The sequence below is a fragment of the Mangrovivirga halotolerans genome (assembly GCF_026241165.1).
GTDB classification, from domain to species: Bacteria; Bacteroidota; Bacteroidia; order Cytophagales; family Cyclobacteriaceae; genus Mangrovivirga; species Mangrovivirga halotolerans.
In genome coordinates, this window is the sequence record NZ_JAPFQN010000007.1 from 121,245 (window position 1) to 144,480 (window position 23,236).

A 23,236-nucleotide genomic window follows, 5' to 3' on the forward strand; every position below is an offset into this window, starting at 1 on the left:
ATATGCTCTTCAGCAATGTATGTTCGTACAAACAGGAAAAGACCCCAATAAAATATCAGGGCCTAAACAGGGTTGACCAAGACGGTCAAATTATTTCAACTCTACTTCGGCACCAGCCTCTTCAAGTTGTTTTTTCATGCTTTCAGCTTCATCCTTAGGCATAGCTTCTTTCACAGCCTTAGGTGCACCGTCAACTAGTTCTTTAGCTTCTTTAAGCCCAAGACCAGTTAATTCTTTTACTAGTTTCACTACAGCAAGTTTCGCGCCACCAGCAGACTTAAGGATTACGTCAAATTCTGACTTTTCTTCTTCAGCACTGTCTCCACCAGCACCACCGCCAGCTACCATTACTGGTGCCGCTGCAGCTGCAGGCTCAATACCGTACTCTTCCTTAAGGATTTCTGCTAATTCGTTTACTTCTTTTACAGATAAATTAACTAACTGCTCAGCGAATTCTTTCAAATCTGCCATTTTATTCCCGATTTAAATTGTTTCTAATAAAATTGTTAAATAATTGTAATTATGCTTCTCGATCCTGTAACGTTTTAACAATACCGCCAAGTTTGTCGCTACCACTGCTAAGAGCAGAGATAACATTTTTAGCTGGTGATTGAAGCAACGTAATAACTTCGCCGATAAGCTCGCTTTTCGATTTAAGATTACTTAGTGTTTCAAGGTTTTCATCACCGATAAAGATATCAGAATCGATCGATGCACCCTTCAATAAAGGTCTTTTAATCTGTTTACCTTGCTTGCTTCTGAAGGCTTTAATAACTTTTGCCGGAGCATTATTAGATTCAGCTGAAAAGATAATTCCACTGAAACCTTTTAATGCAACATCTAAATCGCTAAAGTCGTTGTCAAGCTGATCAAGAGCTTTCTTGATCAAAGTGTTTTTAACAACTTTATATTCAACACCTTCTTTAAAGCATAACCTTCTAAAGTCGTTTACTTGTCCAACAGACAACCCACTAGCATCAGCGATGTAGAAAAAAGGATTGTTGTTAAACTTTTCAACAAGACTTTCTATTACTTGTGCTTTTTCTTCTCTAGTCATGGTTATAATCCTGCTATAGAGTTTTTATCAATTTCGATACCAGGACTCATCGTACTAGAAATCGAAATCGTTTTAAAATAAGTACCTTTAGCTGAAGCAGGTTTTAATTTTGCGATTGTCTGGATTAATTCCACAGCGTTTTCGTGAATTTTTTCCGGATCGAAAGAAACTCGTCCGATAGATGTGTGAATTATTCCGAACTTATCAACTTTAAAGTCAATTTTACCCGCTTTTACTTCCTGTACAGCTTTTCCTACGTCAAGAGTTACCGTACCCGCTTTTGGGTTAGGCATTAAACCACGTGGACCCAATACTCGACCTAAACGACCAATCTTAGGCATTACAGTCGGCATTGTTATTATTACGTCTACGTCAGTCCAGCCATCTTCGATTTTCTTGATGTACTCGTCAAGTCCTACATAGTCTGCACCAGCTTCTTTAGCCTCTTCTTCTTTATCAGGAGTACAAAGAACCAACACGCGAACATCGCGGCCTACCCCGTGAGGTAAAGCTACGACACCTCTGACCATTTGATCAGCTTTACGTGGGTCTACACCTAATCGAATATCGAGATCAACAGAAGCATCGAATGAAGCATAGTTTACTTCTTTCACTAGTGCCGCTGCTTCGCTAATAGCGTAAGCTTTTTCAGGATCTAACTTAGAAAATGCTTCTTTTTGTTTTTTTGTTAATCTTGCCATGTTACCTTAAGATTAGTTACATCCAAGGAGCTTTTCCCTGAACCTTTATTCCCATACTTCTTGCGGTCCCTGCAACCATTCGCATTGCTGACTCAACTGTAAATGCATTTAAATCCTGCATTTTAGTTTCAGCAATCTCTTTAACCTGATCCCAAGAAACAGATCCTACTTTAACTCGGTTAGGTTCAGCTGAACCCTTCTTAAGTTTCGCAGCCTCTTTTAACAAGATCGCAGCAGGAGGAGTTTTAATCACAAAGTCGAATGACTTGTCAGAATAAATAGTTACTACCACTGGTAGAACCATCCCTTGCTTGTCTTGTGTACGAGCATTAAACTGCTTGCAGAAGTCCATTATATTGAGACCCTTGGCACCAAGAGCCGGACCGATAGGTGGAGACGGATTGGCTTGTCCACCCCTTACTTGTAACTTCAGGTAACCACTAATCTCCTTTGCCATTACTATTCTACTTTTTCGACCTGCATATAGTTTAATTCCACTGGAGTGTTTCTACCAAAGATCTTCACGATAACATTAAGTTTCTTACGATCTTCAAAAACCTCCTCTACGTGGCCGGTAAATCCGCTGAATGGGCCGTCCATTACTTTAACAGATTCACCTACAATATATGGTGTATCTAGTTTTTCCTCGAATTCTTCTGTCTCATCAACTTTACCTAAGATTCTGTTGACTTCAGACTGACGAAGGGGTACTGGATTTTTGGAAGCATTTCCCCCTCCTGCTCCGAGAAAACCGATCACACCTGGAATGCTGGTTACAGTGTGCATAACTTCTCCATGAGAAAGGTTAGCCTGAATCAGCACATAGCCCGGGAAGAAAGATCTTTCTCTGATGCGCTTCTTTCCATTGCGCATTTCATAAACTTTTTCTGAAGGAATCAGGATTTGTGGTACCTGATCTTCAAGTTTTTGTCGAGCTATCTCGTTTTCAAGATAGTTTTTCACCTTCTTCTCCTGACCACTTACAGCTCTCAGTACGTACCATTTATGCTCACTCATAACCTCGGCGTAACAGTCAATTATTTAATATTATTATAATAAAAATCGGTAATGTTCTGGAAACCAGAATCAATAAGACCGATAACTAATGCAAAAATTAAAGAGGCTATCAAAACCAGGACAGCATTATTTTGCAATTCTCTATATCCTGGCCAGCTAACTTTAGTTGTCAACTCGATGTATGACTCTTTAATATATGATACTAACTTATTCATGAATAATATCTTAATAAATTGGCACGGGTGGAGAGACTCGAACTCCCAGCCAATGGTTTTGGAGACCACTACTCTACCAATTGAGCTACACCCGTGTATATAACACCCCGAAAAACGGAATGCAAAGATAGAAAAATATTCTTGATAAACAAAACGCGTTCCCGAAAAATCAGAAACGCGTTTTATATTTTATATCAAAATTACTCTATGATTTCAGTAACCTGACCAGAACCTACTGTTCTACCACCTTCACGGATAGCGAAACGTAGACCTTTTTCCATTGCAATCGGGCTGATCAAATCAACTACAATTGAAACGTTATCACCTGGCATTACCATTTCAACACCTTCTGGAAGTTTAATCTCTCCAGTAACGTCTGTAGTTCTGAAGTAGAACTGTGGACGGTATCTGTTGAAGAAAGGAGTGTGACGTCCACCTTCTTCTTTTGAAAGAACGTAAACCTCAGCTTTGAAGTGGTGGTGAGGAGTTACAGAACCTGGCTTACAGATTACCATACCTCTTTTGATTTGAGACTTCTCAATACCACGAAGTAATAGACCAACGTTATCACCAGCTTCACCTCTATCTAAGATCTTACGGAACATCTCAACACCTGTAATTGTTGACTTAAGGTTTTCTGCTCCCATACCTAAGATATCAACAGGATCACCAGAGTTGATTACACCTCTCTCAATACGACCAGTAGCAACAGTACCACGACCAGTAATAGAGAATACGTCCTCAACAGGCATCAAGAAATCTTTGTCGATAAGTCTTTCTGGAAGTGGAATGAACTCATCCACAGCAGCCATCAACTCATCTACTTTTTCTACCCACTTAGGCTCACCATTAAGTGCACCAAGAGCAGATCCAGCAATAATAGGAGTGTCATCACCTGGGTAGTCATATGAAGAAAGAAGATCTCTAACTTCCATTTCTACTAATTCAAGTAATTCCTCATCATCAACAAGGTCTACCTTGTTTAAGAATACAACAATTGCCGGTACACCTACCTGACGACCAAGAAGGATGTGCTCCCTAGTTTGAGGCATTGGTCCATCAGTTGCAGCTACAACTAAGATCGCACCGTCCATCTGAGCAGCACCAGTAACCATGTTTTTCACATAGTCAGCGTGACCTGGACAGTCAACGTGTGCATAGTGACGATTCTCAGTTGCGTACTCGATATGCGAACTGTTGATAGTAATACCACGCTCCTTTTCTTCTGGTGCGTTATCGATGGCAGAGAAGTCTCTACTCTCTGCAAGACCTTTATCTGCCAAAACTTTTGAAATAGCCGCAGTTAAAGTTGTCTTACCGTGGTCTACGTGACCGATGGTACCGATATTAACGTGCGGTTTCGAACGATCAAAGGTTTCCTTAGCCATTTTCTTATAATCCTCGGTTTAGTTATAAATTCATTTACTTAATTGACAAAAACACCTTAAAAAGAACTTTTTTAAGGTGGTTAAGATTTTATGATTTCCGGATAAATCCGGCAATTATATTTTCTAGTTGAGCCAATGACGGGAATTGAACCCGTGACCTCTTCCTTACCAAGGAAGCGCTCTACCCCTGAGCTACATCGGCTTTAACCGACAATAAAATTGAGCGGGCGACGAGGCTCGAACCCGCGACCTACAGCTTGGAAGGCTGTCGCTCTACCAACTGAGCTACGCCCGCTTAATCTCCTACCTCATTTAAAGATAGCATGAATTGCTCGCTTTAAATAAGATTCTCAAGAGTTTTTGTGGGGGAAGCAGGATTCGAACCTGCGAAGTCATAAGACAACGGATTTACAGTCCGTCCCAGTTGGCCGCTTTGGTATTCCCCCAATTATCGGTTTCAGATATTCAATTAACCTACCTAAAACCCGACATTTTGTGTCTCCGTTTTGTTTTAGGTGGTGCAAAAATATATATCATTTTCTATCTTTCAAACATTCCTGATGAAAATTTAAAAAAAATCCTCGTCCCAATATTTTATTCCTCTGGTGACACCGTCACAGCTTCCAGATTATCAACGACTTCCGGATATTTTTCATTTGATAATTTTTTTTCAATCTTTTCTCTCACTCCTGGCACATCCTCCAGCATCATTAGTAAAAGATAGATAGTCGTTCTGTTATTTATGAATCTTTCGTTCTCTAAAATGCCAAAAAGGAAATCTGCTTTTGAATTCAAGTCAAACGAATCGTCCAGGTTTGGAAGCCACATCATATATAATTGAAGTGCATAAAACCTTTCTGCCCTGGTCATATTTTTAATCTTTTCTTCAAGCCATGAAATTTTTTCAACATGCCCACTATCCAGATAATAAAGCGCCAGAGGAATTACGGTTTCAGTCTGATCGTACTTTTCATAATGCTCAAGCCTCTGGAGCTTATCCTCCTCATTACTTAAGCTCAACGCCTCAATTGATGCTCCTATAACACTGAATGATTTACTCTCAAGTCCTTTTTCAATAACCGAAAGATATGAGTCTGAATCCCATCCTCCAACTGCTGCTATTGCATCGGCCTTAACATAATAGTCTGGGTCGGACATAGCCATGGATGCTATTTTTGCAATCACTTCTTCAGGAATATCCTCAGCTATCGTCGCCCATACATTTATTCCATATTGACGAAATGCCCAAAATTCTTCTTTTAAAACTTCCTGAAACAAATTGTTCACCTTCTCATTTGACAGGGAGTCTGAAAGATATTCCAATGCTTCCATCTTTGATTTGTAAGAAACAGCATTTTTATATTGGGATATCCAATCTGATAGTGGTTTTTCATAAGCCATTTCCACCAGAAGGTCGTGCTCCGGATCAAAGATCACCGCATCAGGGTTATTTTCCATTGGGATTTCAAGTAATTGGTAAGGCTTATCAATTGTTACTGTGTACCTACTTCCTTTTCCATTTGAAAATACATCTATAGTGGCAGGTAGTATAAATACTGGAAATTCCTCAGATTGGACCTGATAAATTTCGATATACAAAGTGTCATTTTCATGGGTATAGGCCATAGTTAATTCAGGATGGCCCTCACTATAAAACCATTGATTAAAAAACCAGCTAAGATCTTCTCCGCTTGTGTCTTCCATTACCAGACGGAGATTTGCTGCTTCAACTGATTCGCCTTTATATTTATCGATGTAATTTCTTAATCCTTTAAAAAATATCTCATCTCCAAGATAAATTCTGAGCATGTGAAGAATTCGCCCTCCTTTGTTATAACTATGTGCATCGAACATTTCATCCGGACTATAATAGTTATGATTGATCAGTGGGTGCGTTTCTTCCAATGCCTCCTCAAAATATCCTGCTTCCTCCTCAACAGCTAGCAGCCCTGCTTCCATTTCGCCGTGTTTGTGCTGGGCCCAAAGAAATTCTGAATAATTGGCAAATGCTTCATTCATTGCAATGTTGGCCCAGGATTCAGCTGTTAACTGATTTCCAAACCATTGATGACTTAACTCATGAATTATTATGCCTTCATAATCTTCATCTAATGCTTCATTTTCATTTAGCTGGACTTCTTCCATAAATACAGAAGCTGTAGTATTCTCCATTGCTCCTGATACAAAATCCTTCACAGCGATTTGAGCATATTTAGACCAGGGAAAGGGTTCATCTAAAAGACTATCCATAAAGTGGATCATCTCAGGAGTATATTTAAATATCTCACTGGCCCTGTCTGCGTATTTAGGATCAACATAGTATTGCAGAGGGATATCATTATAAGTTTCCTCTTCCATAGCAAATTTTCCGGCAGCGATCATAGTAAGATATGCTGCATGGTCCTTATCTAATTTCCAGGTGTCTGTTTTAAGACTGTCTTCATTAACTACACTACTAGTCATTAATCCGTTGCTGAGGGTAATGAAGTCTGCTGGAACAGTTATGCTTATTTCTTGCTTATATCTTTCGTTAGGAGCATCGATTACTGGAAACCACCTGCTATTGTTTTCCGGTTCGCCTTGTGTCCATATCTGGATAACATCCCCGTTTTCATCTTTAATAAAATAAAGTCCTCGTGAATCGTGATAAGAGCTGGCATTCGCCATAGGGCTTTCTTCAGGATCAGCCACATAGTCTATTTCCAGAGAAATAATTTCATCAGGACGATAAGTTCTATCAAGACTTATTAGCAATTCCAGGGAGTCATAACTGTATTTCAACGGAATATTATTATTTCGATCAGGCATTACCACCTTTTTAATTTCTAAGCCCTTAGCATCGAGCGTTACTTCGTTTATAGGATAACCGTAAGGGGTTCCTGTGATAATTGCTTTTCCAATAACTTTTTCCTCTGGAAAATCAAAAGAGAGATCGAGATCAAGATGCAAAATATCAAATACCAGCGGATTAGCTGTGTGGTATGGAACGGCCACCGGAGTAAGTTTAGCTTGTTGCTCTTCCTGAATAGCCGCAGAATCAAGTGTATCATTTTCGGCAACAGTAGTCTGGGGCGTTGTTTGGGAGCAGGATAAAATTAAAAATAGAAAAGCTGAATGAACTCCAAACAAAAATATCTTCTTGTACATAACTGATTATTTTATTCTCAAAGATTACAAAAAAAATGCGGAAAACGTGTTCTCCTGGTTTCATTTTTGAAAGTCTGGTAGCAATTTGCTTACTTCATGCTTGTAAAAAAGATAGAATAACCGTAATTATGCATGAAAAAGCATTATGTACCAGGCACACCTAATTAACGACGAAGAATCTGTTTCTGATAAATCAATCTCAGTTAATTTTGAAGACGAGAACATTCTTGTTAATAATGAAGTTCTCGACTGGGACATTAGTCGCATTGACGATTCTCACTTTCACGTTATTAAAGATGGTAAAGGCTTCAAACTTGAGCATGTAGCTACTGATGCTGAAGAAAAAATCATCACCTTAAAAATAAATGGTAAGGTTTGCCGGTTAAAAATAAAAGATAAGATGGATATCCTTCTTGAGAAAATGGGTATGTCTGATCTTGCCGGAAGTCAGATAACTGATATTAAAGCACCTATGCCTGGAATGATTCTTGAGATAAAAGTTAAACCAGGACAGACAATAAAGAAAGGTGACCCGGTGATGGTTCTGGAGGCAATGAAAATGGAAAATGTTTTGAAGTCTCCTGGTGATGGGGAAATAACCAGCATCGAAGTTAAAGAAGGTCAGTCAGTTGAAAAGAATCAATTATTAATCCGCTTTTAGAGCGGATATTTTATATACGGTAAATTTTAATTTAATAATTACAACTTCGCCATATTTATATGAGATACAAACGGATACTTCTGAAGCTTAGCGGGGAAGCGCTGATGGGACAACAACAGTACGGCATTGATTCTGCCAGATTACAACAATATGCTGAAGAGATCAAGCGAGTGAAAGACATGGGGGTTGAGCTTGCCATAGTTATTGGTGGTGGAAATATCTACCGTGGAGTTCAAGCAGAAAAATCTGGCATTGACCGGGTACAAGGAGATTATATGGGAATGCTTGCTACGGTTATCAATGCAATGGCTTTACAAAGTATCCTTGAGAAAAACAATATCTATACCCGTTTGATGTCGGGATTTGATATTGAAAAAGTTTGCGAACCTTTTATCAGAAGAAGAGCTATAAGGCATTTAGAAAAAGGCCGAGTAGTTATTTTTGGTGCTGGTATTGGCAGCCCTTATTTCACAACTGATTCAACAGCCAGCCTTAGAGCAATAGAAATTGAGGCTGATATCGTATTAAAGGGAACCCGAGTGGATGGTGTATATACTGCAGATCCTGAAAAAGATCCAAATGCCGAAAAATATCATAACATCACTTTTAATGATGTGATAAGCAAGGGACTCAATGTGATGGATACCACTGCATTTACTTTGTGTCAGGAAAATAATTTACCAATCAGAGTATTTGACATGAATGTTCCGGGAAATCTTTATAATTTGATAATTGGAGAAGAAGTAGGTACATTAATTGAATAAATCGAATTAGTTTATATTTGTAATATGGAAGACATAGATTTATACCTCGAAGAGGCCAAAGACCAAATGGAGAAATCTGTTCAGCATACCCAGGCTGAACTAAATAAGGTAAGAGCCGGAAAAGCTATGCCGTCAATGTTAGATGGGTTAAGAGTAGAATATTATGGGAATCCTACCCCATTAAACCAGGTAGCATCAGTAAACACACCTGATGCGCGAACAATCATAATCAAACCATGGGAAAAAAATATTATTCCTGAAATCGAAAAAACTATTATCAATAGTGACCTGGGATTTAACCCTCAAAATGATGGGGACATAATCAGGATCAATATTCCTCCTCTTTCAGAAGAGCGCAGAGAGCAACTGGTAAAACATTGTCGACAGTTAGCTGAGCAGGGAAAAGTAAGTATCCGAAATGCCAGAAAAGAAGCTAACGATGCTTTGAAAAAGCTTCAAAAAGATGGTGTTTCAGAAGATCTCACCAAAGGTGCTGAAGATGAAGTTCAAACTCTTACAGACAAATATGTTTCTAAAATAGATGATATTTTAGAAGCAAAAGAAAAAGATATTATGACTGTATAAGTTGTAAATTAAAGGGAGCATCAGCTCCCTTTTTTATTTTAAAATAAATCCGCAGAAATTCCTACTCGAATACCCCAATACGTATTATTAAAGTTGTCAAAGCCTCCTCCAACTTCAAACCTGAGTACCCTGAATACATTGGTAATACCATATCCTGCTTCAAAATAATTATTCCCATTTGCATGAGTCAAATTATTGAAAAAGAAATATTCTTTCATCCCGATTAATCTCAATTCTGTCAATTGAGTAAATAGCAATTGTCTGAAGCTAAATTTTACCATTCCTGAAAAATAAGGTTCATCCGTACTCCATTTATAATAATCCAGGAAATTATAGCTTCCTGAAGGTTCAAATGGTAAAAACGGTGTTTGATTACCATTAAAATGGTTGTAGTCAATAAATGACAAAGAATCCTTATAGAGAAATCCTCCTAATTCCAGATCATATAAAATTGAAAGGTTTGCAGCAGGAACAAATTTGTGCTTTAAACCTACTGATGCCTTAAGGAAATCAAGGTCATTGAATTTATCTACTGGTAAGGTTCCTTTCCAATTTAACCTGAATTCTGGTTTCTTATCATCTAAAGGTATTAACCGGTCATTGTACATGTTATACCTCAATCCCGGAATAAATCTAACTTCTCCCTGGTGATAAAGTATCTGGTGATCAGGAAAAGAAGTATTATTCAGATACAGGTTTTGGGGAAGGTTTGAACTGTATTCTTTATTAACCCGACCATTAAAAGTATAATCAGTATTATTTTGTAATTGGTTCCTTTGTTCCCATCCAATTGTGAAGCTAGTTTTTACAGAGTGAACAAAGTTTTTGTGAATAGAAAAATCGACATATTTTTTATCATACAATTTCATGTAATTCCCTCTCCAAAATAAAGTACTGATGGAATTGATGAGAGGAGATATCGGGTCTTCATTATTTATTTGATCAACAAAGTGCCCTCCTTCAACTCCAAGTCTAAATGTACTGTCCCTGTCTCCATTGCTCCATTGGACACCACCTTTAACCTGAAAATTTTCAGAAGCAAAATTGTACCTGAAAGTCGGATCTATTTTCCACTCATTTTCTTTTTTTGTTTTTATAGTATAGGTTACCGGCAGGGATATATTCCAACCATTGACGGTATTATAAAATGTATTAAAAAGAGTACCTCCTATTTTAAGACTATTATCGTTCTTGAATTTTATATTATCACCCACTAATAGAAAAAAAGGAGATAACTTTCTTGCATTAACAGAGTCTCTTGCTGATACACTATCAATGACAGCTACTGTACTATCCAGTTCATGATATCCCTTGATTTCTGCTTCTGTCAAAGGAATAGTTCGCATATCATCCCAATAATCTTTGTCTATGGTTTTAAGTGAATTTTCATCCTCAACACTAAACCTCTCAAGGATTTTTGGATTACCACTTTCTTCTTTTTCTTCCTCTACATATGATTCAATATCTTCTTTGAGTTTTTTAACTGTGAAAACAGCTGAATCACTTTTTATTTCCGGGGATGTGTCTTTTATAGATTCTATTTTGGCAGCTTCGGTTTTTTCATCAATTACTTGAACAGATCTTGCCAACTCTTCATTGATTTTTATATCATAATCTGAAACCCCAGCCAGGTAATTATATGAAAATTTAAATCCAACAAATGAACCACTGACAAAAAAACGGTGAGTTACTGGAAGCCATACATTATCTTTTACCGGGGCGAGGTTTTGTTGAATATTTATTTCTATTCCCGATTGTGTGGTGGTCAAATCAACACTATGCAAGTTCCAGAAATCTTCTACAATATACACGTGGCCTTCAAACAGCTCACTGTCTTTTACCCTGGGAATTACCTTGATTTTATTAACTACGTATCCGTTTTCTTCAAAAAGACCTTGAAATTCATATTTGTAATGGGAAAAACATTTCCTTGATAGTGGAGAAGTAATTCCTGCAATGGACTCTTCATAAAAACTACCAAAAATATACTGCCCAGGACTAAATTCCTGACTATCACCTTTACTTCTTACTGCAATTACCTCCTGTTCGTATGTTGAAGGTCTTTTATAAGTGATTTTTACAATACTTTCCCCAATGTATAGCTGGTCCTGATTCAAGCCTTCCTTTTCAAGTCTTCTTTTGACAATGCCTGGAATTTTATCGAATTTCCCTTTCCCTTTAAGATAAACTCTGGCAGTATACTCATCCACCTGCTGGAGGTGATATTTCGCTTTGGCACTCGCTTTCCTGATTATTGCATAAGCCGGATCTTCAAAAGATCCAGTTACTTCAAGTTCAGGCAAACTATAAACCTGGGACTCCATGTCAACATCTATTTCTTTTTTTTCACCTTCCTCCAGGGTGACTGTAATAGTTTTAGACTTAAATCCCATATATTGAAAAGTGATATGGTAATTACCCGGTGAAAGATTAATTTCAAATTCCCCTTTTTCATTTGAGGTGGTACCATCATTTGTTTCTTCAACATAGACAGCAGTAAATCCTAACGGGTTATTTTGTTGGTCTTTAATCGTTCCTTTTAAAGTCTGGCCTTTCATTCCCAATTGGGCAAGAAAAAGAAAAACAATTAATAGAGATGATAACTTGTTCATCTTTGGTGGTAGTAATGGTTTTGGTAATAGAAAAATTATTTAATCATAGAGTTTCCTTGATTTGATCAATAATTCAGTCTCTTTTGGAACGAGATACTTGATAGACTTATCTCCTCTTACTGAATCTCTTATGAACGTAGCTGAAATGTCTATGAATGGAGCATCGATCATTTGAACCCTGTCATCATCGTGCCATTTGGTTTTTCGTGTGCCTGGCCTGGGGTAGCAAATTATCCCTGTTTGACTAATCAGCTCTTCATGGTTTTTCCACTTATGGAACCCTTTCAGATTGTCTTCACCCATGATCAATTTAAACTGATAATCTGAATATTTTTCCCTGAGGTAAGTAAGAGTATCAATCGTATAGCTTGGTTTTGGCATGTTAAATTCGATATCTGTTACTCTGAACTTATAATTATCGAAGATCGCAGCCTGCACCATATCATACCTATCTTGCTCGTGAGCAAGTGATGATCTCTTTTTAAAAGGACTTTGAGGTGAAACAACAAACCAAACCTCATCTACATTATCTGAATCGACAATAGTTTGAGCTATGATCAGGTGTCCGATATGGATAGGATTGAAAGAGCCAAAATATAAGCCGATGGTTTTATTCATTTGATTTATTTTTCCATGAATTCGTCTAGTAATTGCTGAGCTTTTTCCTGTGCTTTAGCCAGATCATCATTTACCAGAACAACGTCAAATTTATCCATGAACTCCATCTCAAACTTTGCCTTAAAAAGCCTTCTTGAAACACTGTCTTCGCTTTCTGTTCCCCTATCCCTAAGCCTCTTGGCAAGTTCATCGATTGAAGGAACTTTGACATAAACAGCTAATGCTTTATCCTTAAAATATTCTTTCAGGTTTAAAGCTCCTTTGACGTCAACATCAAAAATAACTGTTTTACCTTCATCCCAAAGCCTTTGAATCTCTGACTTTAAAGTGCCATAAAAATTGCCTGGATAAACCTCTTCCCACTCAATAAACTCGTCAGCATCAATATTTTCTTTAAACTCATGAGGAGTTAAAAAATAGTAATCTTTTCCGTTTTCCTCATTACGGCCTCTTTTGTCTCGAGTACACGCAGAAATCGAAAACCCAAGAAAATCATTATTTTTAAGCAAGTGCTTAACAATTGTTGTTTTTCCTGAGCCAGACGGCGCTGCAAAAATTATGGCTTTTCCCTCTTTCATTATTTATCCTTTATCTAGGATGCAAAGATAGAATAAGACTTTAACAATACTTAGGCCATTTAAGTTAAATACTATTAAATATCACTTGATTTACTCTTATTCTTCTTTTATTACTAAGGTTTCTGTTATAACACTCGAAACCTGAAAATATCCCAATGGCGGGTTTCCTTCATTGGTTACATTTTTAATGTTAGTTGTAGGATTTACAGGAGCTGGTGAAAATATACCCCCATCATTAAATAGTAAATTAACCAGACCCAGAAAATAAGTGTAGGTTGGCTCGTTCAATGCGTATTGTTCAATTCTTACTGTATCCCCAATTTCAAAAGGGTAAGGTAATTCCAGATTCGAAATATCTTCCTGAACAAACTCATCATCAGCTAGTAGATAGTCCCCTCTATCATTAAATAATGTATCATTTTCGTAAACCATCCACCTATAGTAATTGACCTGACCCTTTGGTGTCTTTCCATAAAAATAGCAATAATAACCAGCCTCTCTAAAGACCCTTTCTTCCTGATATCGAACAACTACCGAATCCAGGATGGGAAATGTCAAAACTTCTCCAGTAGCTGAATACATTTGCCCATTATACTCAACTTCAAGAGTATATTCTTCTCCAACTTCAGCTTGAAATCCCTCCGGAGTATAAAAATAACCCGGATACATTTCATTGAGGGTTACTTCTCCATCAGTTTTTTCTATAAGCCGAACAGTAGCGTTCCTCACGGTATCATTGCCTGATTCTTCATAATAACTAGTGGTTAATCCCAGCTTGATCAGGTGCGGTCCAGGGTCAGTGGTTATTCTAGCTTCAATAACTATTTGCGGATCACCATCTGTAAGATCCAGTCTTACTTCCTCCTGGCATGAAGCAATCAGCAATCCAAAAATAACTGCGATATATAAAAATGATCTTTTCATTTAAAATTTAAAGTTATAAGACACAGAAGGAATAATTCCAAATAAATACGTTTTTACAGATGCAGGCCTACTGCTATATTGTTCTCCGGAATTACCGTCTTCCTGCGGATCGAAATCTACATCGTTATTATAAATTCGTCTGAATTCAATTGAAAATGGATTTTTTCTTGAATACAGGTTATAGATGGAAAAATTCCAGAATGATTCCCATTTCCGATCCGGTTTTTCTTTTGAATTTAAAGTTAAACTGAGATCAAGCCTGTGATAATCTGGCATTCTGGAGCTGTTTCTGTTATTATCATCATAATACGGCACAGATTGGCCATCAACCTCATATCTTCCAACAGGAAATGAAACAGCCTGCCCTGAAGAGTAGACAAAATTTAACCCCATCGAAACCCTTTGGCTAAATTCATGATTTAAAACCAGGGAAATATCGTGTATCCTATCATATCGTGCCGGGTAAGGGTCACCATTGCTAATACCAGGCACTTGTCTGAAAGTTCTTGATAACGTATAACTAAGCCAGCCTGTGGTAGCCCCTTTTTGTTTTTTCATTTGTAATTCTAACCCATAAGCCCAGCCCCTGCCAGCTGCCAGTTCTACCTCAATATTATTACTTAGAAAAACATCAGCTTCTGGTAGAAGGTCAATTACGTTTTCCATATGCTTATAATACAGTTCCGATGAAAACTCGAATGTATTATCCTTAAAATTCCTGAAATATCCGATTGCTACCTGGTTGCCACTAAGGGGTTCAATATATTTATCCGCTGGAATCCATCTGTCAATAGGTAAACCGGCTGTAGAGTTGGCAGCAATTTGCAAATATTGCATCGTCCGCATGTATGATGCCTTTATTGAAGAAGAGTTATTGAGTTTATATCTGATGTTTAACCTTGGTTCGAAACCATCATAAAACGCAATATTTTGTCCTTTTGAAAATGAAACTGTATCTACTATTTCTGCTTCTCGCGAAGGTTCACCCCCTTCGTAGATATATACATCGCCTGGTCCGACATTGGAGAAAAATGAATATCTCAGGCCAGCTTGCACCAATAATCGTTCATTGACTTTTTTCTCATAATCAAGATAAAGACCTTGTTCGAACGCATATTTATTATCCAGAGAAAAGCTCTGTACAATAGATTCATCATTAAGAGGCTCTATTTCTGCAGGTGAAAAAATATGATAGATTGAATGTGATCCAAAGGATAAGGTTACTGAAGGACTGTGAAAATAAGTAAAGTCAAACTTACCGGCAACTTCACTCAGGTTGGCCAGCCATTCAAAATTCTGAGAAGAATTATCTATCTGAAAACCATAATCAAAGCTACTATATAATGCTGTTGAATTCAGGAACAACTTATCATTAAAGACATGGTTCCATCTTCCGGTCAGGGTTGTATTTCCCCATTTCAATCCAAAATCATTATCAAAATTAAAAACATCCCTACCAAAATATCCCGATACAAAAATCTGGTCTTTTTCACTGAACCGATAATTTGCTTTCGCGTTAAAATCATAAAAATATAATTTGTTATTGCTAATATTCGGGTCGTTGCTCAAAGCCAGAAACAAGTCAGCATATGTTCTACGGGCAGTTACAATAAAAGAACTAACATCTTTTTTAATAGGGCCTTCAAGTGTGAGGCGACTTGATATAGTCCCGATACCACCTGAACCAGAAAATTTTTTACTATTCCCTTCTTTCATCTGGATATCAACCACTGATGATAGTCTGCCTCCGTATTTTGCAGGTATTCCACCTTTATAAAGAGTAACTTTTTTAACAGCATCAGGATTGAAAACAGAGAAAAACCCTAAAAAATGCGATGCATTATAAACAGTGGCTTCATCGAGCAGGACAAGATTTTGATCATAACTACCTCCTCTTACAAATAACCCGGTAGTGCCTTCTCCAGCAGATTGAACGCCAGGTAACATTTGTAAACTCTTAACCACATCTACTTCACCAAATAATGCAGGCATGGCTTTTATTTTTTCAATGCTCAATTCCTCTTTCGACATTGAAATATCTTCAACATTTTCATCTTCTCTTTTTCCCGTAACTACTACTTCTTCCAGTTCACGGCCTGCCTCTTCTAATTCAATATTAATTTTCAGGTTGTCATTTAACTCAATATTTTGAGTAATTTGTTCAAACCCTATAAATGAAAAAGAGATTTCGTACTTACCTTCAGGTAAAGTGAGAGAGTAAAACCCATAATTATTTGTTACAGAACCACTTGGAGGGCTAGTATTGGCTACCACAGAAGCACCGATCAAGGCTTCTCCAGTAGACGCTTCCTTAACATATCCACTTATTGTATATTTATTCTGAGCAGATAAATTTATAGTCACCAAAAAAATCAGACTCATTAGAGCCAATATCTTGCGCATAGTATGAAGATGTTTTAATCAATGCAAATATAGGGGAATAACAACAATGAAGTTCATGTTGTTTACACAATGGGTTTATTTATTTTTTAGCTGGCGACCTGCTTATTTAATTAAGCACCTTAAGGTTTTCCGGAATGTCATAGCCCAATTTTTCCATATAGGGTTTAAGATGATTTACAATTTCATCAAGTTCTGTTGATGAAATAGAATATTCATTTTTTTTGTATCCTTTTCTTGAATTAAGATATGCTTCAAAATGAGGTCTTATTTCTTTAAAGTCAACCTGGATAAACTTTGAATAAATTTCTTTTAGCTCTTCAATGGGCTGTTTTTCAAGATCTTCAAATTTGATTTCAATTATTTTATTCTCTGAAATTTCATCTTTTAATTGGAAATAATCATCCATCAAACGCTTATACAGGTCTATTACTATTTCATTAATATACTCCTTATCAATTTCCTGAAGGGTTAGAGAGGGAAATAAACTATAAAAAAATGAACGGGTACTTAGAAAAACAATTATTGGATTTCGGTAAATAAAAATAAATTTTGATTCTTTAAAATATTTTTCCAAATACTTAATTCTAGCTGTATTTACAGGATTCTTCACTATTAAACGTCCATTACCAGTATTTAAAGCTGCTTTTTTCAATAGTTTTTCATATCCTTTTAACCAATGAAAGGCCTCCTCATCCTCTGTAAATACAACTCCACTTTCATAAAAAGTTTTATATAAATGAGGGAAATAAAAAAAATTATAAAATGACTCAAGTCCGGAGTTGCTAACTGCAAATTCATCTTCCTGAGGATAATTGACATTGAGTTTTACATTATCGGAAGGCCTTTTCCCCGGCATGGACAATCTCATGAAGGATTTGAAAATCAGCTTGCTCTTTAAATTATTGGGGAAAACTCCCTGGTATGTAGTAAAATAAGATGCAGCTGGATCCCTGGCTAATAAATTATGTAAATGAGTTGTTCCTGATCTCCAATGCCCAATGATAAATATGGGCGGATTAGAGAATTGGTATTTTTTTAATTTTAGCTTGAAAAATATTTTCTCGTATAAATGAAATGGCGATGCCATCAAGCAAATTAAAAATGTGATAAACACTTTAAAATAATAGCGCTTTTGAATTCTTCCCTTCCTTATTATCTTAAAGAAATTAAAAATGTCTGTACCTGCCAGGGTTGATACTGGTGGTAGATTAAAACCAGCCATAAATTTTTCTATTAACCAAAAGATAATAATGAAAGTTGATAAAACCTCAAGTTTAATAATAGTATCAGCCTGTTACCTGATTGCACTTGTTGTAGCCGTTTTAGTATGGTATGCTACTTCAGAATTCAATTCATTTTATCGAATTCTGTTTGCAGATATAGCAGGAACAATCGTTGTATTTATTGGCAGTTTAATCACGAGGAATTCAAGCATGTATGATCCATACTGGTCTGTTGTTCCACCTTTGATCATTATTGCTCTAATAATTGAAAACCCTGATGGGAATACAAAAAGACAAGGAATGATCCTTACTGCTGTATTAATCTGGTCCATAAGATTAACACTGAATTGGGCCAGGGGATGGAAAGGATTAGAACATGAAGATTGGCGCTACAAAAACATAGCAGAAAAAACAGGCAAATTATATTGGCCTGCAAGTTTCTTTGGTATCCACCTGCTACCGACTATATGGGTATATGCTGGCTGTCTTCCATTATTTTATGCAATTCCCTATAGTTCGGTTATTACTCCGTGGGATTATATAGCTTTCATAGTATGCACAGCCGGAGCTTTTATAGAATTAATAGCAGATGAACAACTCAGGAATTTTAAATCCTCATCATCTACTAATGAATTTATCGACAGTGGGATATGGAAAATTAGCAGACATCCGAATTATTTTGGAGAGCTTCTATTCTGGGCAGGGATTTTCATCTCGGTTATCCCGTTACCAGGTTATGAGGGAATCTGGACTATAGCAGGACTAATCTCATTGATTTTGCTTTTTACATTTATCAGTATTCCAATGATGGAAAAAAGAAATTTAGAGAGAAAACCAGGATATACTAACTATATAAAAAAGGTATCTCCTTTAATTCCCTATATCAAATTTTGATTATCAGAACCTGATTGTAAATTCAGTACCCACATTATCTTCAGATTTTACTGATATAGCAGCTTTATGCTTTCTCAGTATCTGTTTTGAAATACTCAGCCCAATACCAGAACCATACTTTTTGGTGGTAAAGAAAGGAATAAACAATTTCTCCAGGGCCTCCGGATCTATTCCTGGGCCGTTATCTTCAATTTTGATAAGAACCTGGTTCTTAGGACCCTGAGTAGCATGGATGTCGATCATTCTTTTTCTATTATCATCCAGGTTTTCAAATGCCTGGATTGAATTCTTGATCAGATTGATAAACACCTGTTCCAATAACTCCGGATCCGCCTTCAAAGTCAGGTCTTCCGGAATGATGGTACAATTGCATTCGATATCGTTACTGTCAAGGTCATTTTTGAACAAAGTTCTAAGCCTGTTAAATATGCTGATCAGCTGAACATCTTCGAATTTAGGGTCAGGAACACGTGCGAGATTTCTGAAGTCTGAAACAAATTTGATCAATCCTTCACTTCTTCGTTGAATCGTCTGCACTGCCATATGGATTGTTTCGACATCTTCATTAGACATTGTATTCATTTCCATCCCATTTGAAAGCTGCCCTTGCAGCTCACCTTCCACAGTTGCAGCTAACGAACTAATTGGTGTTACGGAGTTCATAATCTCATGGGTCAGTACTCTGATAAGATTTTGCCACGCCTCCATTTCCTTTTCTTCGAGTTCGGATTGAATATTCTGGATTGAAACGAGCTTGAATTCCTCATCTTTTAAAGTCAATTCGATTGCATAAATAGCCAGCTGAACCATATCATCCTGCTGCTTTATTTTAATTAGATCTCTTCCCCCTGTTCTTAATTGATAACAGGAATTAACCAATAATTCACTGATCGGTCTGAGATCTTCCAATGATTTAACCTGTCTCACCTTAAGCAACCTTTTAGCTGCAGTATTCATGATCTGAATCTTTCCATTCTTATCGAAGGTAATTATTCCAATCCCCAAATGCTGGACGATATTTTTCAGATATTGATAATGCGCTTCCTTTTCAGCATTTACTTCCTGAAGCTTTTGAAGAATCTTTGAAGTTGCATCAGGAGAATCTTTAGCGATCTTTTGATTTTCGACTGTAAAATCCTCTTCTCCAAGGCTATCTATAATACCCAGAATCTCCTCATTAGATTTCTCGATATATTTTACAAAAGAAATGATCTGAAATACGATAAGTAAAAGAATCAGTAAGCTCCCTAATAGATTGCCATTAGAATAAACCTGATGCGCTAAAAGGAAAACCGATATCAGTAATATCGCAATTCTAAAAATTATATTAAATCTAAAGGTACTAGAGACCATGCTTTTCTAATCTTCTGTATAACGCAGCTCTTGTGAGCCCAAGCTCCTTAGCTGCCTTGGAAATATTTCCACTATGTTTATTAATAGCCTTTTGAACAACCTGCTTTTCTACTTCATCCAGGTTAAAAACATCTTCCCCTAAAATCGGCTCATCACTCGTTGCCTGGGAAGATAATAAAAAGTTATGTTCGTCTAATACATCGCCATCACTCATGATCACAGAGCGCTCGACCACATGCTGTAACTCTCTTATGTTACCCGGCCATTGATAAGCCTTTAATTTTTTTAATGCATTTGCAGAAACGCGTTGAATAGGCTTTCTGTATTTCTTTGAATATATTTTCACAAAGTGATCTACAAGAAGAGGAATATCATCGCGTCTTTCTCTCAATGCAGGAAGTTTAATCTCAACAGTGTTAATTCTGTAGAGTAAGTCTTGCCTGAATGAATTATCAGAGACCATTTCATACACCGGCATATTAGTCGCACAAATTAACCGGATGTCGATGTTAACAGTTTTATTTGAACCAATACGTCTTATCTCGCGGTTTTGGAGAGCTGCAAGTAGTTTTGCCTGTAGAGGAAGGCTCAGGTTTCCGATTTCATCAAGAAAAAGAGTCCCATTATTAGCTACTTCAAACCTACCGGCTCTATCTTCCTTTGCATCAGTAAAAGCTCCCTTTTTATGTCCAAAAAGTTCACTTTCAAAAAGAGTTTCTGTAATAGCACCCATATCCACAGACACAAATACTTCCTCTTGCCTTAGTGATCTGGCATGTAAGGCTCTTGCTACTAACTCTTTACCAGTTCCATTTTCACCAAGGATCAATACATTGGCATCAGTTTTTGCAACCTTATCTATAAGATTGAACACATCTTGCATTGGCTGACTCTCGCCGATAATATCTTTAAAAGATTGAGATATTTCCTCTTCGAGAGACTTTTTTGCAGTACTTAATTGCTCTACTTTGTTATAAGATTGTTTTAAACGAGACGCTGAAGAAATTGTAGCAACCAGCTTCTCATTTTGCCATGGTTTTAGCACAAAGTCAGTTGCACCTACTTTAAGTGCTCTTACAGCCATCTCTACATCTCCAAAAGCTGTAATAAGAATAACGACTGCGTTAGGATCCTTTTCCTTAATTTGTTCTAGCCAGTAAAAACCTTCTTTACCAGAGGTAATATCCTTACTGAAATTCATATCCAGTAGAATTACATCATAGGTATCATTATTAAGGAGAAAAGGGATTTTCTTAGGGTTCTTTTCTATTATTACTTCCTTCGCATGCTTTTTCAATAGCAGCTTGGCAGCCAATAATACATCCTCATCATCATCTATTATTAAAATCTTACCCAGTTCTTTTTCTTCCATTGTTTTTCTCTTCTTAGTAAAAAATATAAGACTAATAATGTGCCAATAAAAAAAATGCCCGTAATCGTACTATAAAGCAATTAAGAACAAAAGTGGCTGTTCATTATTGAACACAATATAGTCTATTCGTACCATTTTCGGACACGGAGTTATGATTATTTTATCTGCACCGGTAGATTTGAGTGCTTAATGGGAGTAAAAGTCCCTGAGCGGTATAATAGTAGAGTTTCCCATCAATAATTCTGATAGAATCTTTCTGTTGATAGTCAATTTCCAGACCATCGCATTCAAAGAGATAATTTGTCTTTAAATTGAAAATAAAGTTTGCTCCTTCAACCGAATGAAGGATAAGATCTTTACCCTGGAAACCGATCACTTTTTCAAAACGATGTTCTTCACGAATATCTATCCCATCATCTGTAACATAGACCAGTTTATTATCATAAATCATTGCAGAAGGAATACGCGTAGGAATGACAAGTGCGTTTTGATCGACCCGTGAAAGATCGTTATCCCTAACTTCCAAAACCTCTCCTGTTTTCAGATCAATATTGCTAACCTTTTTCTCGTCTAATGATATAGCAGTAAACGCATCAAAACCCTTATAAAATAAATAGTCGATTGAGAAGTTTACATAATCAAAAAGGGATAGTTCTCTAACAAGGTTTAAATTACCATCGAGAAAATATACAGTTTGTGAGAATTTGTCAAAAGTTATTACTTCATTTCCTCCATAGAACACAAGTTGATTTCTGTTTCTGGTTGGTAATTTCTTATCAACGTTACTAAGGGCATCTTTAAAAACAATTTGATTGTCTGTTATTACTGCCAGGTAAGGATTATTTAAAGGTATTAAAACTGTATTGCCATCCTGAGCAAATCCAGCTGGTGAGGTCAGAATTATGAATCCTGTAATAAACGCTATGATCAACCTGTGTAAGTACATAAATGAAATTCCTGACCATCAAATACTCCATAGGGAGCTCCTGTCATCCATTCACCGATATTATAATACTGACTATTCTCAGTTACTTTTAAGTCTAATACCAAATGCCTGTGACCGCAGATATACATGTCATAATGTTGTTCTTTCTCATTCTCACTACAGAACAACCAGATGTTTTCTTTTTCCTTCTCTTCAAATGTTTGTTCGAGACCATTGTTTTTCTTCTTACTCTGAGAGGACCAATAGTGGGCTATTCCCATTCCTATTGCCGGATGCAAGGCTGCAAATAACCACTGGCAAAATGAACTTCGAAAAACTTTCTTAAGCAATTTATAAGATTTATCTCCTGGGCCAAGGCCATCACCATGATGTATAAAAAGCCTTTTTCCGTTAACATTTAATTTTAATTCGTCTGAAATTATTTTTGCCCCGGTCACCTCAGGTAGATAATCAAACATCCACATATCATGATTACCTTTGAAAAGATAAACGGGTATGCCGGAATCAACTGTTTCCCGGATCTGATTGATAAAACCAACAAATCCTTTTGGCACTACTTTCTTATATTCAAACCAAAAATCAAATATATCTCCAACCAGGAAAATTGAATGCGCATCTTTTGAAACACTTTTTAGCCAGGAAATAAGTTTTTTTTCCCTTTCTTCACTTGTGTCAAAAGCATCTACTCCCAAATGAAAATCAGAAGCAAAATATAATTTTTTATCTTCTTGAAGATCAATCTTTAATTCAGGCATTATTGAAAAAATTTGTGCAAAAA

22 protein-coding genes and 4 tRNA genes are annotated in these 23,236 nt (G+C 36.8%); 4 read left to right on the forward strand and 22 right to left on the reverse strand.

Features of this window, described 5'->3' with window-relative positions; translation table 11 throughout:
• Nucleotides 1-90: 90 nt before the first annotated feature.
• The 12 genes from rplL to OO013_RS14350 form a co-directional block, all read right to left on the reverse strand.
• The gene (gene rplL, locus OO013_RS14295; RefSeq protein WP_266057595.1) at nt 91-471 is read right to left on the reverse strand and encodes a 50S ribosomal protein L7/L12; all 381 of its coding nucleotides are present in this window, start codon (nt 469-471) and stop codon (nt 91-93) included.
• 49 nt (nt 472-520) lie between these two features.
• Complete coding sequence (gene rplJ, locus OO013_RS14300) at nt 521-1,057, reverse strand: 50S ribosomal protein L10 (protein WP_266057596.1); 537 nt, start codon at nt 1,055-1,057, stop codon at nt 521-523.
• A 2-nt stretch (nt 1,058-1,059) separates the two neighbouring features.
• Nucleotides 1,060-1,758, reverse strand: coding sequence for a 50S ribosomal protein L1 (gene rplA, locus OO013_RS14305; RefSeq protein WP_266057597.1), 699 nt, complete (start codon nt 1,756-1,758; stop codon nt 1,060-1,062).
• A gap of 16 nt (nt 1,759-1,774) precedes the next feature.
• Nucleotides 1,775-2,215: a 50S ribosomal protein L11 gene (gene rplK / locus OO013_RS14310; protein WP_137089613.1), complete on the reverse strand. Its 441-nt coding sequence runs from the start codon at nt 2,213-2,215 to the stop codon at nt 1,775-1,777.
• A 2-nt stretch (nt 2,216-2,217) separates the two neighbouring features.
• Nucleotides 2,218-2,775, reverse strand: a complete 558-nt coding sequence (nusG, locus tag OO013_RS14315) for a transcription termination/antitermination protein NusG (RefSeq protein ID WP_137089612.1) — start codon at nt 2,773-2,775, stop codon at nt 2,218-2,220.
• Nucleotides 2,776-2,795: 20 nt separating this feature from the next.
• Nucleotides 2,796-2,990: a preprotein translocase subunit SecE gene (gene secE / locus OO013_RS14320; RefSeq protein ID WP_266057598.1), complete on the reverse strand. Its 195-nt coding sequence runs from the start codon at nt 2,988-2,990 to the stop codon at nt 2,796-2,798.
• A 19-nt stretch (nt 2,991-3,009) separates the two neighbouring features.
• Nucleotides 3,010-3,085, reverse strand: a tRNA-Trp gene (locus tag OO013_RS14325).
• Between the two features lie 105 nt (nt 3,086-3,190).
• Entirely contained in the window at nt 3,191-4,378 is a 1,188-nt protein-coding gene (gene tuf / locus OO013_RS14330) for an elongation factor Tu (protein ID WP_266057599.1), read from the reverse strand.
• Between the two features lie 130 nt (nt 4,379-4,508).
• Nucleotides 4,509-4,580 (reverse strand) — tRNA-Thr (locus tag OO013_RS14335).
• A gap of 20 nt (nt 4,581-4,600) precedes the next feature.
• Nucleotides 4,601-4,673: transfer RNA gene (locus tag OO013_RS14340), tRNA-Gly, on the reverse strand.
• 68 nt (nt 4,674-4,741) lie between these two features.
• A tRNA-Tyr gene (locus OO013_RS14345) sits at nt 4,742-4,824 on the reverse strand.
• Between the two features lie 148 nt (nt 4,825-4,972).
• A complete protein-coding gene (locus tag OO013_RS14350) occupies nt 4,973-7,525 on the reverse strand; it encodes a M1 family metallopeptidase (RefSeq protein ID WP_266057600.1) in 2,553 nt (850 codons plus the stop codon).
• A gap of 145 nt (nt 7,526-7,670) precedes the next feature.
• Here OO013_RS14350 and OO013_RS14355 point away from each other — a divergent pair, with 145 nt between their 5' ends.
• From OO013_RS14355 to frr, 3 genes are read left to right on the forward strand one after another with little or no spacing between them, the layout of a single operon-like run.
• Nucleotides 7,671-8,186, forward strand: a complete 516-nt coding sequence (locus OO013_RS14355) for an acyl-CoA carboxylase biotin carboxyl carrier protein subunit (RefSeq protein WP_266057601.1) — start codon at nt 7,671-7,673, stop codon at nt 8,184-8,186.
• A gap of 59 nt (nt 8,187-8,245) precedes the next feature.
• Nucleotides 8,246-8,950, forward strand: a complete 705-nt coding sequence (gene pyrH, locus OO013_RS14360) for a UMP kinase (RefSeq protein WP_266057602.1) — start codon at nt 8,246-8,248, stop codon at nt 8,948-8,950.
• 24 nt (nt 8,951-8,974) lie between these two features.
• Nucleotides 8,975-9,535 carry a ribosome recycling factor gene (frr, locus tag OO013_RS14365; RefSeq protein ID WP_266057603.1) on the forward strand — a complete coding sequence of 187 codons (561 nt, stop codon included), beginning with the start codon at nt 8,975-8,977 and terminating at the stop codon, nt 9,533-9,535.
• A gap of 38 nt (nt 9,536-9,573) precedes the next feature.
• Here the strand turns inward: frr and OO013_RS14370 are convergent, their stop codons facing one another.
• The 6 genes from OO013_RS14370 to OO013_RS14395 all read right to left on the reverse strand — a co-directional run bounded on the left by OO013_RS14370 (nt 9,574) and on the right by OO013_RS14395 (nt 17,757).
• Nucleotides 9,574-12,147 (reverse strand): DUF5686 and carboxypeptidase regulatory-like domain-containing protein, encoded by a 2,574-nt coding sequence (locus tag OO013_RS14370; RefSeq protein ID WP_266057604.1) that lies wholly within the window; start codon nt 12,145-12,147, stop codon nt 9,574-9,576.
• A 39-nt stretch (nt 12,148-12,186) separates the two neighbouring features.
• On the reverse strand, nt 12,187-12,765 hold the full coding sequence (nadD, locus tag OO013_RS14375) for a nicotinate (nicotinamide) nucleotide adenylyltransferase (RefSeq protein WP_266057605.1): 579 nt from the start codon (nt 12,763-12,765) through the stop codon (nt 12,187-12,189).
• A gap of 5 nt (nt 12,766-12,770) precedes the next feature.
• Nucleotides 12,771-13,343 (reverse strand): guanylate kinase, encoded by a 573-nt coding sequence (gmk, locus tag OO013_RS14380; protein ID WP_266057606.1) that lies wholly within the window; start codon nt 13,341-13,343, stop codon nt 12,771-12,773.
• Between the two features lie 96 nt (nt 13,344-13,439).
• Complete coding sequence (locus OO013_RS14385) at nt 13,440-14,267, reverse strand: DUF4249 domain-containing protein (protein WP_266057607.1); 828 nt, start codon at nt 14,265-14,267, stop codon at nt 13,440-13,442.
• Complete coding sequence (locus OO013_RS14390) at nt 14,268-16,670, reverse strand: TonB-dependent receptor (RefSeq protein ID WP_266057608.1); 2,403 nt, start codon at nt 16,668-16,670, stop codon at nt 14,268-14,270.
• A 106-nt stretch (nt 16,671-16,776) separates the two neighbouring features.
• Nucleotides 16,777-17,757, reverse strand: a complete 981-nt coding sequence (locus OO013_RS14395) for a sulfotransferase family protein (protein ID WP_266057609.1) — start codon at nt 17,755-17,757, stop codon at nt 16,777-16,779.
• Nucleotides 17,758-17,842: 85 nt separating this feature from the next.
• Between OO013_RS14395 and OO013_RS14400 the strand changes: the two genes are divergently transcribed.
• Nucleotides 17,843-18,787: a DUF1295 domain-containing protein gene (locus tag OO013_RS14400; protein ID WP_266057610.1), complete on the forward strand. Its 945-nt coding sequence runs from the start codon at nt 17,843-17,845 to the stop codon at nt 18,785-18,787.
• Nucleotides 18,788-18,790: 3 nt separating this feature from the next.
• Here the strand turns inward: OO013_RS14400 and OO013_RS14405 are convergent, their stop codons facing one another.
• The 4 genes from OO013_RS14405 to OO013_RS14420 all read right to left on the reverse strand — a co-directional run bounded on the left by OO013_RS14405 (nt 18,791) and on the right by OO013_RS14420 (nt 23,213).
• Nucleotides 18,791-20,140, reverse strand: coding sequence for a sensor histidine kinase (locus OO013_RS14405; protein ID WP_266057611.1), 1,350 nt, complete (start codon nt 20,138-20,140; stop codon nt 18,791-18,793).
• On the reverse strand, nt 20,130-21,512 hold the full coding sequence (locus OO013_RS14410; protein WP_266057612.1) for a sigma-54-dependent transcriptional regulator: 1,383 nt from the start codon (nt 21,510-21,512) through the stop codon (nt 20,130-20,132). Before OO013_RS14410 ends, OO013_RS14405 begins: the two co-directional genes overlap by 11 nt.
• Nucleotides 21,513-21,672: 160 nt before the next feature.
• Nucleotides 21,673-22,458 (reverse strand): hypothetical protein, encoded by a 786-nt coding sequence (locus OO013_RS14415; RefSeq protein WP_266057613.1) that lies wholly within the window; start codon nt 22,456-22,458, stop codon nt 21,673-21,675.
• Entirely contained in the window at nt 22,440-23,213 is a 774-nt protein-coding gene (locus tag OO013_RS14420) for a UDP-2,3-diacylglucosamine diphosphatase (protein ID WP_266057614.1), read from the reverse strand. Before OO013_RS14420 ends, OO013_RS14415 begins: the two co-directional genes overlap by 19 nt.
• Between the last annotated feature and the right edge of the window lie 23 nt (nt 23,214-23,236).

What these genes read in the sequence shown, in the direction of transcription:
- rplL (WP_266057595.1), bottom strand. Translation starts at nt 471, where the DNA reads ATGGCAGATTTGAAAGAATTCGCTGAGCAGTTAGTTAATTTATCTGTA.
- rplJ (WP_266057596.1), bottom strand. Translation starts at nt 1,057, where the DNA reads ATGACTAGAGAAGAAAAAGCACAAGTAATAGAAAGTCTTGTTGAAAAG.
- rplA (WP_266057597.1), bottom strand. Translation starts at nt 1,758, where the DNA reads ATGGCAAGATTAACAAAAAAACAAAAAGAAGCATTTTCTAAGTTAGAT.
- rplK (WP_137089613.1), bottom strand. Translation starts at nt 2,215, where the DNA reads ATGGCAAAGGAGATTAGTGGTTACCTGAAGTTACAAGTAAGGGGTGGA.
- nusG (WP_137089612.1), bottom strand. Translation starts at nt 2,775, where the DNA reads ATGAGTGAGCATAAATGGTACGTACTGAGAGCTGTAAGTGGTCAGGAG.
- secE (WP_266057598.1), bottom strand. Translation starts at nt 2,990, where the DNA reads ATGAATAAGTTAGTATCATATATTAAAGAGTCATACATCGAGTTGACA.
- tuf (WP_266057599.1), bottom strand. Translation starts at nt 4,378, where the DNA reads ATGGCTAAGGAAACCTTTGATCGTTCGAAACCGCACGTTAATATCGGT.
- OO013_RS14350 (WP_266057600.1), bottom strand. Translation starts at nt 7,525, where the DNA reads ATGTACAAGAAGATATTTTTGTTTGGAGTTCATTCAGCTTTTCTATTT.
- OO013_RS14355 (WP_266057601.1), top strand. Translation starts at nt 7,671, where the DNA reads ATGTACCAGGCACACCTAATTAACGACGAAGAATCTGTTTCTGATAAA.
- pyrH (WP_266057602.1), top strand. Translation starts at nt 8,246, where the DNA reads ATGAGATACAAACGGATACTTCTGAAGCTTAGCGGGGAAGCGCTGATG.
- frr (WP_266057603.1), top strand. Translation starts at nt 8,975, where the DNA reads ATGGAAGACATAGATTTATACCTCGAAGAGGCCAAAGACCAAATGGAG.
- OO013_RS14370 (WP_266057604.1), bottom strand. Translation starts at nt 12,147, where the DNA reads ATGAACAAGTTATCATCTCTATTAATTGTTTTTCTTTTTCTTGCCCAA.
- nadD (WP_266057605.1), bottom strand. Translation starts at nt 12,765, where the DNA reads ATGAATAAAACCATCGGCTTATATTTTGGCTCTTTCAATCCTATCCAT.
- gmk (WP_266057606.1), bottom strand. Translation starts at nt 13,343, where the DNA reads ATGAAAGAGGGAAAAGCCATAATTTTTGCAGCGCCGTCTGGCTCAGGA.
- OO013_RS14385 (WP_266057607.1), bottom strand. Translation starts at nt 14,267, where the DNA reads ATGAAAAGATCATTTTTATATATCGCAGTTATTTTTGGATTGCTGATT.
- OO013_RS14390 (WP_266057608.1), bottom strand. Translation starts at nt 16,670, where the DNA reads ATGCGCAAGATATTGGCTCTAATGAGTCTGATTTTTTTGGTGACTATA.
- OO013_RS14395 (WP_266057609.1), bottom strand. Translation starts at nt 17,757, where the DNA reads ATGGCATCGCCATTTCATTTATACGAGAAAATATTTTTCAAGCTAAAA.
- OO013_RS14400 (WP_266057610.1), top strand. Translation starts at nt 17,843, where the DNA reads ATGTCTGTACCTGCCAGGGTTGATACTGGTGGTAGATTAAAACCAGCC.
- OO013_RS14405 (WP_266057611.1), bottom strand. Translation starts at nt 20,140, where the DNA reads ATGGTCTCTAGTACCTTTAGATTTAATATAATTTTTAGAATTGCGATA.
- OO013_RS14410 (WP_266057612.1), bottom strand. Translation starts at nt 21,512, where the DNA reads ATGGAAGAAAAAGAACTGGGTAAGATTTTAATAATAGATGATGATGAG.
- OO013_RS14415 (WP_266057613.1), bottom strand. Translation starts at nt 22,458, where the DNA reads ATGTACTTACACAGGTTGATCATAGCGTTTATTACAGGATTCATAATT.
- OO013_RS14420 (WP_266057614.1), bottom strand. Translation starts at nt 23,213, where the DNA reads ATGCCTGAATTAAAGATTGATCTTCAAGAAGATAAAAAATTATATTTT.